The organism is Synechococcus sp. R6-5, assembly GCF_047461775.1.
Lineage (GTDB): Bacteria > Cyanobacteriota > Cyanobacteriia > Thermostichales > Thermostichaceae > Thermostichus.
On the sequence record NZ_JANSHV010000065.1, the window covers coordinates 1 to 11350 of the forward strand.

The following is an 11350-nucleotide window of genomic DNA, read 5'->3' on the forward strand; positions in this document are numbered from 1 at the left end:
TATTGACTAGAGTCATGCTCTCATCACTTTGTAGCCTGTTTAACTTGAGCGCGAGCCTGCTTCACCATGGCAATTAAGGTTTGATGGGCGTCCTCGGAGTCCCGCAGGGGGTGGTCGAAGCGGATCCGCAGCGTTTGTACGGCCCCGTCGACCTGCACCCGCAAGTCCATCCCTTCCGGGTCAATGGCCTGCATGCGGGCTTGGGTAACTCCTTCCACCTGGCCAAAGACCCTGGCGTAGAGGGCTATTGCATCGGCATGATCTTCGTTCATGTGCTTGCAGATGCGCTCGCTAACTTGGGGGGTGAGAGGATCGCCCATGGCAGTTGTTTTTAGCTTACAGCCCTCAGTTTAAAGCTCCCGCCAGTCCACAGTAAACTACCCAACCCTACCCCTGGCCAGTACAATAATGCGGCTAACCCAGCGTTAAAAGCGGCGCTCCCGGATAGGCAGCCGTTTAGGTTTCAGAATAAAAAGGCAGGGATCCCTTCCCCTCCATCCCAGAGAACACCAGGGATCCAGGGGATCAAGCTTGTCCTTGGGCCTGTAGCTCCAACAGCTCATTTGCCATATCCAAAAAAGCCTCCCGATCCAGATAGGAGACATCTCCCACCCACTCCCCCAGCTTGACCACATAGACCTCGCTCAAGGTGGGCCGGCGCTGCAAATCGCGGGAATAGGCTTTCACCAACCCGAGCACCGATTGCTTTTTGACAATTCGCCTGTAGCGGGGATCGTCCTTGGCCCGCACACGATAGACGACTCCGGTCTCATCGCCAATTTCCATCTCAAACTGGCGCTCCCGCACCTCTTCAATGTAGAAGTTGCCATCTTCATCCAGCTTTTCTCGCTCTTCCACCACCACCTCGAAGCGGCGAGTACGCAGCACCTGCCCAAAAAACAATCCCCCATAGGGAATCTCGCGAAAGGCTAGCTGACGGCGGGAGATGGTGTAGAGCGGCCCCCACAGGAAGGGATAGAGCAACGAGAGAATCCCGACCAGGAAGGCGATTGCCCCCAGAAAGGATCCCTCGCCGAAAGCGCGGGAAAGAACCAGCAACGCCACGCCCACCAAAATGGCCGTGATGATGCGGCCCGTGCTCTTGAGGGCATCGCTCCAGTAAGCCGCATACTGAAGGCGCGTTGGCACCACCGGAATCACCGATTCGCATTCTTCTGGGGTTAGCTCCAACAACATGCTCCAAGGATCCTCACAATGCCACACTCCATCTGCAACGGGCCAGACCCTATCTTAATTAAAATGAGGCAGGGGCGCTTCGCCGCCGGGCTTGTCTGCTGCCAGTCCTTGCACACTTGCCACTTCCATGCCGACAGGATCCCATTGCTCCTCGACCAGCCAGGCCATCAGACAGCAGGTGGCCCAATTGGACGAGGGATCCCGTCGCGACAAGGCTTGGCTGGGGGATGCGGTGTTGAGCTTGTTTGCCCGGCAGTGGCTGCTTGGGCCACCTCAAGACTGGCAAGTGCCTTCCCCGCCCAGTTGTGACTTGAATCGCGCAGAACTCTTCACGTGGCTGACCTCCAATCAATTTTTGTCGGCCCTCAGGGATCCCACGCAGGTTGAGGCGGAAATCGGCCTGGTTTACGAAAAAGAAGGTCTGCAAGCAGCGTTTGAATATATCCAGGCGCACCTGCTGCCTCTGTTTGTAAGGCAGGTGAACAACCGCGCCAAAGCCCTGCGTGGCAAACGCCACTAGCCAGTTTCTGAGCGAAGCAAGAGCGCGGCAGGATGGCTGGGCAGGTCGCCTCTTGAGGGGGAAGCAGAGTTAATGGGAAGAAGGGGGATCCACCCAGCGCCCATCGGCTTTGATCAGATCGATCAGCGCCTGCACGCCTTCCGATTCCGGCACCCTTTTCACTTCCTCTTTGCCGCGGTAGAGAGAGATCACCCCCGGCGTCTTGCCCACGTAGCCGTAGTCGGCGTCGGCCATCTCTCCTGGCCCATTGACAATGCAGCCCATGACGGCAATGTCCAGCCCCACCAGGTGCTGGGTTGCGGCGCGCACCTTCTGCAGCACCTCCTCCAAATTGAAGAGGGTGCGGCCACAGGAAGGGCAGGCCACATACTCCACCATGGTTTTGCGCAGGTTCAGAGCTTGCAAAATGCCGTAGGCCACCGGGATCTCCTTCTCTGGCGCTTCCGTGAGAGAAACCCGAATCGTGTCGCCAATCCCTTCAGCCAAGAGGGTTCCGATCCCCACCGCCGACTTGATGCGCCCATATTCTCCATCGCCCGCCTCGGTGACACCTAAGTGGAAGGGGTAATTCAGGCCCAGGGCATCGAAGCGACGGGCTGCCAGCCGGTAGGCCGCCAACATGACCTGCGGGCGGGAGGCCTTGAAGGAAAGCACCACATTGTGAAAGTCTTGCTCGGCGCAGATTTGGGCAAATTCCAGGGCTGACTCCACCATGCCCTCAGGCGTATCCCCGTAGGTGAAGAGCATCCGCTCTGCCAGGGATCCATGATTGACCCCGATGCGCAGGGCTTTGTTCTGGGCTTTGAGGGTCTGGACAAGGGGGGTGAAGGTTTCCCGGATTTTGTTACGAATGGCCTCAAATTCCGCCTGGGTATATTCTGTGCGACCGGGCTGAGGTTTTTCAAAGATGAACAACCCCGGATTGATGCGCACCTTGTCCACGTATTTGGCCACCTCCAGGGCGATCTTGATGCCGTTGTGATGGACATCAGCTACCAAAGGCACGGGCTTGTAGGTTTGGATCAGCTTCTCCCGAATTGCCTCCATCGCCTTGGCATGGGCCATGCTGGGAACGGTAACCCGCACAATCTCTGAGCCTGCCTCGTGCAGACGGCGGATCCCGGCCACTGCTGCGTCGATGTCGAGGGTGTCCTCGTTGATCATGGACTGTACCACCACCGGGTGCTGGCTGCCGATCAACACATCGGCTACGGCCACCGTGCGGGTGGGGCGACGGGGATAGACCGGTTCTGGGTAGGGCTGCTGAGTGGGGGCGTTGGGCCGATCCAGGGTTTGCATAGCTTGGTCAAGCCAAAAGAGCTGCTCTAGCTTGATTGTAGGTCGGAAACTAACCTGGGGTTCGATTCAGCTCAGGGTAAAGGCTGAGGGGTTCAACCCCGAGGATTTCGACGGGATCCCCAACCCTCAGGTGCTTGCCCGCCTCCGTTCTCGGGATCCACGTATTGATTCCAAGGCGATAGAAATGGTCAAAGCGGCTGGCTTCGGCCCAGGGTGGCAAGGTTTTCTGCCGTTGCGCTACGAAGTGCTTTTGAAAACCGGGATAGGCCTCTCCGCTCAGGGGATCCCGGCTGGGCACCACACAGCGGGCGCAGGGGTTGAGGCCCAGCAGCTCCACTTCCCCAATGCGAAAGCGCACCCCTTGATCTGCCTGGGCAAAGAGCCGATCCTCCCAAAAGGCAGAGCAATCCGACAGCTCGATATTCATGCGAAAGCGCTGCCGAACCGCTTCCAGGGTCAAGTTGGGGAACCAACCGGCCACCGTCTCCAGAGTGGCTATGCTGATCAGGGTGGGGCCGTCGGCATAGGGATCGTCTGGAAATCCCCTGACAGGATCCTCCAGCAGTTGCACCGGAAAACCGAACCAATCGCTGAGCCAAGTCTGCAAAGCATCCCGCTGCTGCTGCAGGTCAAACTGAGCCGCCTTGCCCTCCCCCCACAACTGCACCCGGCACAACCGGGGATCAAACCGGGCACGCAGGCGGTGGACTGCAGCATGGCGTTTGCCGTTCACCCGCTTCCCCTCCGCATCCACCAGGGCGTAGCGGCGATCCCCTTCCAAAGTTCCCCCCGCCGTCAGCCTCACCTCAGACAAAGAAATCCCATCCAGGGACTTGATGGGATAGACCGTTAACCTGGCAACCTGGGGCATGGCCTGTCTGCCGGGATCCCTGGGGGTGGGATCCGCCTTAGCTGCTTAACTGTCGGCTTCGGTGGGATGGTCGGTCATGGGGTAGCTGCGGATAAAGTCTCTGGGGGTTACATTTTCTACAAACTTGCGAAAGGCCTCCCGCTCCGCCTCGTCGGCATCCTGGTTCATGGGGATCGAGGCTTCCGCAATGACCTCTTCCACCGTCCAGATGGGAACATGGGCCCGCAGAGCGAGGGCAATGGCGTCGCTGGGGCGGCAGTCGATCTCTTGTTTTTTGTCACCATTCACGGTGACGAGCACCGCGTAGAAGGTGTTATCCAGCAACGCGTGAATGATGACTCGCTCCAGCTTGATCCCCCACGTCTTCCAGGAATTGAGGATGAGATCATGGGTCATGGGGCGCAGTGGCTTTTGGTCGTCCAGGGCCTGCAAAATGGCGTTGGCCTCTGCTTTTCCCACCCAAATGGGCAGGGCACGACGCTCACTGCCATCGCGCAGGATGACAATGGGGTTTTGGTTGACGGCATCGACCGCAATCCCAGCCACATGCATCTCGATCATGAGCAATTGCCTCCAGCCGGTGATCTTGATCGTATCTACGGGCGTCAAAGTTTGGCAACACACCATGAGCTCAGTTGGTAGTCCAGTTGAAGTGGCTTTGATCGGGGGCACTAGCGAGAGCCGCAGCTTGGCCGACGCCCTCAGCCGGCAGGGGATCCCTTGGGTGGCAACCGTCACCACTGAAGGGGCCAGAAGGCTGTATCAGGATTTGCCTGGTCAGGTGGTGGTCACCCGATTTTCGCCGCCATCTCTGGAACAATTCCTGCAAGAGTGCCGGATCCGCGTAGTGGTGGATGCCTCTCATCCTTTTGCCCAGCAAATCTCGCAACTGGCCATCCAGGTGACGGCTCAACTGAGGATCCCCTACCTGCGCTACGAACGCCCTCCTCTGGAGCTGGATCCCTGGGTCCAGGTGGTGCCGGACTGGCAGGGGGTGCTCACAGAGGCGGTGCTGGCGGGGCGGCGGGTGCTGCTGACGGTGGGAGTGAAGGCCCTGCCCCTGTTTGTACCTTGGCAAGATCGCTGCCAACTGTGGGCACGGGTGCTGCCGGAATCGGTTCCCCAAGCGGTGCAAGCCGGGATCCCTGCCGAGCGGGTGATTGGGATGCGCTTACCCCTCAGCTTGGAGCAGGAACTACAGCTTTGGCAACAGCTCAGCCCTCAGGTGGTGATCAGCAAAGCTTCTGGGGAAGCAGGTGGGCTGGGGATCAAACAGGCAGTGGCCAAAACCCTGGGGATCCCTCTGTGGGTGATCCGGCGACCCCCGTTGGACTATCCCTGGTGCAGCCAGGATTTGACAGAGGTGGTGCAGGAATGCAGGCGATGCTTGGAAGGAGCGGGACCTTGAGGTTGCCCAGCTCCGGCCAGACAAGTCAAAACGGCTCTTCGGGGGGCAGGTTGGAGTCGCGGTCTTGACGGGATCCCAGCAGTTCTAGGCGATCTACAGCGATGATGGGCCTCTGGCGCTCTTCTCCGGTGGATTTGTCTTTCCAGCGATCGAACTTGAGGCTGCCCGTTACTCCGATAAGACTGCCTTTGCGCACATACTCTCCGGCCACCTCGGCAGTGCGGCCCCACAACTCTAGGCTGAACCAATCGGGCTTGTCTTCTCCTTTGCGGAATCGGTTCACCGCCAGGCTGAAGGTACACACCACCCTGCCCGACTCAAAGTAGCGCACCTCCGGATCCATGCCGGCTCGCCCCACCAAGGTCACCAGGTTCAAGCTCATGGGTAGTTTCTCCAGACCGCCAGTAGATCTAGCCTTTGTTGTAGCGTTGGCAAGGGATCCCTGTCATCTTTTGGCCTGCGACCGTCAGCTTGGGCTCAGAGCCGATTCTTTAGGATATTTACAGATTTAGCTGCGGGGATCCCGATTGATCTCTGGGAAAAGCCTCTGCTGTGATGGACTTGATGCTCGGGATCCGGATCCGCACTCTGTCGCAAAAGTTTACAATGGCAGAAGCAGTTGAGCAAATGCCAGCCCACCAGACACTCCCACCGGCCAATTGCAGGGCTAGCAGAGCAGGTTCGTTGCTGTGAGAGGACGCATTCGGAAGCATTTCCCATGGAATTCATCTACACATACGCCTGGTTGATCCCCGTCTATCCTTTGGTGGCAGCCTTTCTCCTCGGCTTAGGTATCCTGATGTTCAACGCCTGGACAAGGGCCAACCGCTCTTTGGCTGCCTTTTTGAGCGTGTTCGCGACCGGGACGGCGATGGTTCATGCCTTTGCCCTTTTGGTCAGCCAGGTGCAAGGGCACGAAACCGTCCTCAGAACCATCACCTGGGCCCAGGCGGGATCCTTCTCGGTGGACATGGGCTTTGTCGTGGATCACCTGAGCGCCATGATGCTGGTGGTGGTGACCACGGTGGCCTTTCTGGTGCAGATCTACTCCGATGGCTACATGGCCCACGATCCCGGCTATGTGCGTTTCTACGCCTACCTGAGCTTATTTAGCTCCTCGATGCTGGGCTTGGTGGTCAGCCCCAACCTGGTGCAGATCTATATCTTCTGGGAGCTGGTGGGGATGTGCTCCTACCTGCTCATTGGCTTTTGGCACGACCGGCAGGCGGCGGCAGAAGCAGCGCAAAAGGCGTTTGTGGTCAACCGGGTGGGAGATTTCGGCCTGCTGTTGGGCATTTTGGGCTTTTACTGGATTTCCGGCACCTTCGCGTTTGACGAGATCGGGCGCAACTTGCAGGAGATGCTGGCTAGCGGGGCAGTGAGCAGCAGCTTGATTGCCCTGTTTGCGGTGTTGGTGTTCTTGGGGCCGGTGGCCAAGTCGGCCCAGTTCCCGCTGCATGTGTGGTTGCCGGATGCTATGGAAGGTCCCACGCCTATCTCGGCTCTCATCCACGCGGCGACGATGGTGGCGGCTGGGGTATTCCTCTTGGCCCGCATGTTCCCGGTGCTGGAAGGGATCCCGGTGGCTATGGACATCATTGCCTGGACAGGGGCGGGCACGGCCTTTTTGGGGGCCAGCATTGCCATCACCCAAAATGACATCAAAAAGGGCTTGGCCTACTCCACCATTTCCCAGCTGGGCTACATGGTCATGGCCATGGGGTGCGGCGCCTATGGGGCGGGCCTGTTTCACCTGATGACCCACGCCTACTTTAAGGCGATGCTCTTTTTGTGCTCTGGCTCAGTTATCCACGGCATGGAAGCGGTGGTCGGCCATGACCCGGTTTTGGCCCAAGACATGCGCCTGATGGGGGGGTTGCGCAAATACATGCCGGTTACGGCCATCACGTTTTTGATCGGCACGTTGGCCATTTGTGGGATCCCGCCCTTCGCCGGCTTTTGGTCTAAGGATGAGATCTTGGGCGCTGTTTTCGAACGGAACCCAGCTCTGTGGGGGGTGGGCTTCCTCACCGCCGGCATCACTGCCTTCTACATGTTCCGCATCTACTTCCTCACCTTCGAAGGGGAGTTTCGCGGCACCAACCTGAGACTGCGGCAGGAGGTGGCCATCAGCCAGGGCCGTCCTGTGCCAGCTTTTGCCTACGTTTTTGCGGGGAAACAACCGGCCTTTGGCCCTGGAGCCATGAACATTCAAGAAAAACCCCAGCCCAGCAGCCATCCTGAAGCCCACGAAAACCTGCACGATGGGCATGGCCACGCCTCAGAGCCCCATGAGTCCCCTTGGTCGATGACCTTCCCGCTGTTGGCTCTGGCCGTCCCTTCTGTGCTGATTGGCCTGGTGGGCACCCCTTTTGCCAACTTCTTTGAAGCTTTCATCCACCCGCCGGCTGAGTCTGTGGCAGAGGCAGGCTCGATTTTGCCGCTGGTGGCAGCAGAGTGGCAGGAGGTGCTGGCGGGCCATTTCGATTGGGCAGAGTTTCTAATCATGGCGGGTAGCTCCGTGGGCATTGGGCTGATCGGCATCACCTTGGCCAGCTTGATCTACTGGCAAAAGCGCATCGACCCGGGCACCTTCCCCCAAAGCCTGCAGCCGCTCTACTACTTCTCCCTCAACAAGTGGTACATTGACGACCTCTATGAGCGAGTCTTTGTGCAGGGCACCCGCTTCGTGGCACGGGAGGCGCTGGAGGTGGACAGCCGCATCGTGGATGGTGTGGTCAACCTGACGGGCTTGGTGACCATGGTGAGCGGCGAGGCGATGAAATACCTGGAGAGCGGCAAGGCCCAGTTTTACGCTTTGATTATCTTTGCAGCGGTGGTGGTGATGGTGGTGGCATCAGGGGTAGGGTTCTAGCTCGAAGGCGAGGATGGATCCGGCCCGCTTGGCCAAGGGATCCCTCAGCCTAGAACTGCTGCTATGCTACGGAGCAAGTTGAGCGGATCCCTTGTTGCAATGGCCCCGCGTTCTCTTAAGTCGATTTCGGATCCCCTGTTGGCGGAAAAGCAAGGTCAGAGGGAGCGTGTCTTGGCCCTGAAAAATCGGATCGAAGCAATCCTCTATTTGAAGGGGCAGCCTCTGGAGCTATCGGCCCTGGCCCAGTTGGCCCATTGCAGTCGCGACGAAGCCTACGATGCGCTGCTGGAATTAATGGAAGACTATGCCCATCGCGATTCTGCCCTGGAAGTCCTACAGGTGGGGGAAGGGTTTGCCCTGCAGTTGCGGGAGCCGTTTTTGGAGCTGGCCAACCAGCTTTTACCCCCTGAAATTGGGGTGGGTGCTACCCGTACCCTGGCTACAATCATTCTGCGTGGCCCGCTCTCGCAAGTCGATTTGGTGGAGTTGCGCGGTCAAGGTGCTTATCAGCACGTGGCAGAGCTGGTAGAAAAAGGCTTCGTTACCCGCTATCGCAAAGAAGGCTGCCGTTCCCCTTGGTTGCGGGTGACCGATAAGTTTCATCGCTACTTCACGGTAGATGAGCTGGCCAAAAAAGCAGCAGAGGCAGCCTCCTTCCCCGAACAGTAAAAAGGATCCCCGATAAGGGGATCCAGACCAAAAGGATCCCAGCTTTACCCGACGAAGGGATCCCTTCTCAAGCGCCCGTCAAAGTTGGTGTTCGGGCTTTTACTACTTATTAGGCTGAGGGGTGACCCGCAAATAGGGCTTAATTTCCTTGTAGCCTTTTGGGAACTTCTCTTTCAGCACTTCCGGATCTTTCAGCGAAGGCGGAATGATGACATCGTCACCGTCTTTCCAGTCGGCGGGAGTGACAACGTTATACTTATCCGTCAACTGCAGGGCATCGATCACCCGTAGGAGCTCGTCGAAGTTGCGGCCTGTGCTGGCCGGGTAGGTAAGAATGAGGCGTATCTTCTTGTTGGGATCGATGATGAACACCGAGCGCACCGTCAGGGGCAGCCCTTCTTGGTTGATGTTGGTTTGATCCAACATGCCGTAGAGCTGAGAGACCTTGCGGTCTGCATCTGCCAAAATGGGATAGGTCAAAGTGGCGTTCTGGGTTTCCTCGATGTCTTTTACCCAGCCGACGTGGGAGTCCACATCGTCCACACTGAGGGCGATCACCTTCACACCCCGCTTTTCAAATTCGGGCATCAGCTTGGCAACGGTGCCCAGCTCTGTGGTGCAGACCGGCGTGTAGTCGGCGGGGTGAGAGAACAACACCACCCAGCTATCCCCGGCCCAAGAGTAGAAGTCAATTTCGCCGTGGGTAGACTTTTGCGTGAAATTGGGAGCAGTATCGCCAAGTCGGAGAGACATACGCTCTTGATCCTCCGTAAAAGGGTTCAATCCGGTGAGACAGGGATCCGAATCCTTCGATCCGATCCCTCCCGATCTTGCCACATAACTCCACTTTTCCGAGCGGATTGCAGGTGATTTTAAGATTGTCCTCACCTAAGCCGCTACTGAGGGAAGACGACATGGGGATCCACCAGCTCGGCTACGAATTGGTGCAGGATGGTGACATAGCGCTCTCCGGCCACTTCCAGCAAATTGTTGTGACCGGCCCCTTCGATGGGCACCAAGCGTTTGGGATCCCGTGCTGCTTGGTAAAGGGCTTCAGCATGCCAGAAGGGGATTAGACGATCCTGGGTACCGTGCAAAATTAGCAGCGGGCAATTGATCTTGGCCATGCGGCTGAGGTTGTCGAAGCGATCGAAAGGTAGCAGCGGGATGCGCGTCAAGACGCGGAAGGCAGTCACGAAAGTAGATTCCAGGATCAGGCCGCCCACTGGTTTTTGCGCTGCCAGGTAAACCGAGGGCCCGCCCCCTACTGATCTTCCATAGACCAAGATCCGCTCCGGCGGGATCCCCTGGGCAACCAGGTGAGCGTAAGCGGCCTCGATATCTTTGTAAGCGCCGGCCTCGGAAGGGATCCCTTCGCTGGTGCCGTAGCCGCGGTAGTCGTAGGCCAAGACGCCAAACCCAGCCTGCTGCAGGTGCACCAAGCGGGGCAGGATATCCCCCAAGTCTTCAGCGTTGCCATGGCTATAGAGGAGGGTATAAGCAGCAGCCGGATTGGGCAGATATACCGCTGAAATCTGCAGCCCATCAGAGGTCGTGAGCTTGAGAATGGCATCCCCATCTCGATAGCTGGCGGGACGAGGCAAAAAGATCATTCGCTCCGATTGAAACCAGCCCAGCCAGAGCAGGTAGCCGTACACCACCAGCCCGACCAGCAGCAAGGATCGCCCCACGCGCAGCCATGGGAAGGATCCCCAAACTAGTTGTAGGAGATCTCGGTGGGGCATTGACAGGAAGGCATCGACAAGTAAGTTAAGCTCAATTTGCGGCACTTGCCCAAGGTTCTGCGCTGCTTACAGGCAACCCCTTTCCCATAAGGGAAGAGGGGAGCAGGAAAACTGCATCCTTCAGGGCTCCGCTTGAGAGAAAAAGCATTTCCAGGCACAAACCCCAATCCAGTTGACAAGGGTGTGGGCGACAATGGTGACCAACAGGTTTCCCGACAGCCACAAGCCAATCCCCATGAGGATACCAACCCCGCTGGCCCAGACGGCATAGGGCCAGCCCTGCCATCCCAGCCAATGCAAGGCGCCAAACAAGAGGCCGCTCAGCAGGATCCCGCCTGTCCACCCCAAGGGGCTGGCCACCAGAGCTGACAGCAGCACACCGCGAAACAGCCATTCCTCGCTCCAGCCCGGCAGCAGGCCCACCCAAAGGATATCTCCCCACTGCAAGGGATCCGCCACCCAGTGTAAGTAGGCAGTGGCTGCCCGACGATAGGCTGGCCAGAGCCGGTAAACCCCGCCGCTGAGCAGAGCCACCCCCAGTCCCAGCCCTGCCCCCCACGCCAAGGCTAGGGGATCCCAGCGAAACGGCACGGGAAAGGAGGATCCCAGCCAGATCCAGAGACCCACAATGAGAGCCGAAAACAGGGTGGTGATGCCCATTCCATTCAAGATCTGTTCGCGTGTGCAGGGCTGAATCTGGGAAGTCATGGAGGGGATCCCTAGGCTTCGAAGTCCGGAGGGTTAACAGCAGCTGCTGTTTTTATCA

13 protein-coding genes are annotated in these 11350 nt (G+C 58.4%); 4 read left to right on the forward strand and 9 right to left on the reverse strand.

Features of this window, described 5'->3' with window-relative positions:
* Positions 1-23 precede the first annotated feature (23 nt).
* The gene (locus tag NW818_RS03925; RefSeq protein WP_011431796.1) at positions 24-320 is read right to left on the reverse strand and encodes a DUF2470 domain-containing protein; all 297 of its coding nucleotides are present in this window, start codon (positions 318-320) and stop codon (positions 24-26) included.
* Positions 321-525: 205 nt separating this feature from the next.
* Complete coding sequence (locus NW818_RS03930) at positions 526-1197, reverse strand: hypothetical protein (protein ID WP_414423883.1); 672 nt, start codon at positions 1195-1197, stop codon at positions 526-528.
* 91 nt (positions 1198-1288) lie between these two features.
* Here NW818_RS03930 and NW818_RS03935 point away from each other — a divergent pair, with 91 nt between their 5' ends.
* Positions 1289-1717, forward strand: a complete 429-nt coding sequence (locus tag NW818_RS03935; protein WP_414413920.1) for a hypothetical protein — start codon at positions 1289-1291, stop codon at positions 1715-1717.
* A gap of 69 nt (positions 1718-1786) precedes the next feature.
* Here the strand turns inward: NW818_RS03935 and ispG are convergent, their stop codons facing one another.
* Genes ispG through NW818_RS03950 form a run of 3 tightly spaced genes read right to left on the reverse strand, consistent with a single transcriptional unit; the run spans position 1787 to position 4448 of the window.
* On the reverse strand, positions 1787-3016 hold the full coding sequence (gene ispG / locus NW818_RS03940) for a (E)-4-hydroxy-3-methylbut-2-enyl-diphosphate synthase (RefSeq protein ID WP_414331679.1): 1230 nt from the start codon (positions 3014-3016) through the stop codon (positions 1787-1789).
* A 49-nt stretch (positions 3017-3065) separates the two neighbouring features.
* Positions 3066-3887, reverse strand: coding sequence for an MOSC domain-containing protein (locus NW818_RS03945; protein WP_414423884.1), 822 nt, complete (start codon positions 3885-3887; stop codon positions 3066-3068).
* Between the two features lie 45 nt (positions 3888-3932).
* Complete coding sequence (locus NW818_RS03950) at positions 3933-4448, reverse strand: bifunctional nuclease family protein (protein ID WP_011431791.1); 516 nt, start codon at positions 4446-4448, stop codon at positions 3933-3935.
* Between NW818_RS03950 and NW818_RS03955 the strand changes: the two genes are divergently transcribed.
* Positions 4447-5295: a cobalt-precorrin-6A reductase gene (locus NW818_RS03955; RefSeq protein ID WP_414423885.1), complete on the forward strand. Its 849-nt coding sequence runs from the start codon at positions 4447-4449 to the stop codon at positions 5293-5295. The two genes, NW818_RS03950 and NW818_RS03955, sit on opposite strands and share 2 nt — an antisense overlap.
* A 25-nt stretch (positions 5296-5320) precedes the next feature.
* Here the strand turns inward: NW818_RS03955 and NW818_RS03960 are convergent, their stop codons facing one another.
* Entirely contained in the window at positions 5321-5677 is a 357-nt protein-coding gene (locus NW818_RS03960) for a single-stranded DNA-binding protein (protein WP_414328679.1), read from the reverse strand.
* A 336-nt stretch (positions 5678-6013) separates the two neighbouring features.
* On the opposite strand from NW818_RS03960, the gene NW818_RS03965 reads away from it, so the two are divergent.
* Together NW818_RS03965 and scpB are read left to right on the forward strand one after the other, a co-directional pair.
* Positions 6014-8170 (forward strand): NAD(P)H-quinone oxidoreductase subunit 5, encoded by a 2157-nt coding sequence (locus NW818_RS03965; protein WP_414423886.1) that lies wholly within the window; start codon positions 6014-6016, stop codon positions 8168-8170.
* A 99-nt stretch (positions 8171-8269) separates the two neighbouring features.
* A complete protein-coding gene (gene scpB, locus NW818_RS03970; protein ID WP_414423887.1) occupies positions 8270-8839 on the forward strand; it encodes an SMC-Scp complex subunit ScpB in 570 nt (189 codons plus the stop codon).
* Between the two features lie 102 nt (positions 8840-8941).
* Here the strand turns inward: scpB and NW818_RS03975 are convergent, their stop codons facing one another.
* The 3 genes from NW818_RS03975 to NW818_RS03985 all read right to left on the reverse strand — a co-directional run bounded on the left by NW818_RS03975 (position 8942) and on the right by NW818_RS03985 (position 11292).
* Complete coding sequence (locus NW818_RS03975) at positions 8942-9592, reverse strand: peroxiredoxin (RefSeq protein WP_414423888.1); 651 nt, start codon at positions 9590-9592, stop codon at positions 8942-8944.
* A gap of 143 nt (positions 9593-9735) precedes the next feature.
* Positions 9736-10530: an alpha/beta hydrolase gene (locus NW818_RS03980; protein ID WP_414423889.1), complete on the reverse strand. Its 795-nt coding sequence runs from the start codon at positions 10528-10530 to the stop codon at positions 9736-9738.
* 174 nt (positions 10531-10704) lie between these two features.
* Positions 10705-11292: a lysostaphin resistance A-like protein gene (locus NW818_RS03985; protein WP_414328684.1), complete on the reverse strand. Its 588-nt coding sequence runs from the start codon at positions 11290-11292 to the stop codon at positions 10705-10707.
* Positions 11293-11350: the final 58 nt, after the last annotated feature.

Excerpts from the sequence above, each read along its gene's own strand:
- NW818_RS03925 (WP_011431796.1), bottom strand. The coding sequence starts at position 320 with ATGGGCGATCCTCTCACCCCCCAAGTTAGCGAGCGCATCTGCAAGCAC.
- NW818_RS03930 (WP_414423883.1), bottom strand. The coding sequence starts at position 1,197 with ATGTTGTTGGAGCTAACCCCAGAAGAATGCGAATCGGTGATTCCGGTG.
- ispG (WP_414331679.1), bottom strand. The coding sequence starts at position 3,016 with ATGCAAACCCTGGATCGGCCCAACGCCCCCACTCAGCAGCCCTACCCA.
- NW818_RS03945 (WP_414423884.1), bottom strand. The coding sequence starts at position 3,887 with ATGCCCCAGGTTGCCAGGTTAACGGTCTATCCCATCAAGTCCCTGGAT.
- NW818_RS03955 (WP_414423885.1), top strand. The coding sequence starts at position 4,447 with ATGAGCAATTGCCTCCAGCCGGTGATCTTGATCGTATCTACGGGCGTC.
- NW818_RS03950 (WP_011431791.1), bottom strand. The coding sequence starts at position 4,448 with ATGATCGAGATGCATGTGGCTGGGATTGCGGTCGATGCCGTCAACCAA.
- NW818_RS03960 (WP_414328679.1), bottom strand. The coding sequence starts at position 5,677 with ATGAGCTTGAACCTGGTGACCTTGGTGGGGCGAGCCGGCATGGATCCG.
- NW818_RS03965 (WP_414423886.1), top strand. The coding sequence starts at position 6,014 with ATGGAATTCATCTACACATACGCCTGGTTGATCCCCGTCTATCCTTTG.
- scpB (WP_414423887.1), top strand. The coding sequence starts at position 8,270 with ATGGCCCCGCGTTCTCTTAAGTCGATTTCGGATCCCCTGTTGGCGGAA.
- NW818_RS03975 (WP_414423888.1), bottom strand. The coding sequence starts at position 9,592 with ATGTCTCTCCGACTTGGCGATACTGCTCCCAATTTCACGCAAAAGTCT.
- NW818_RS03985 (WP_414328684.1), bottom strand. The coding sequence starts at position 11,292 with ATGACTTCCCAGATTCAGCCCTGCACACGCGAACAGATCTTGAATGGA.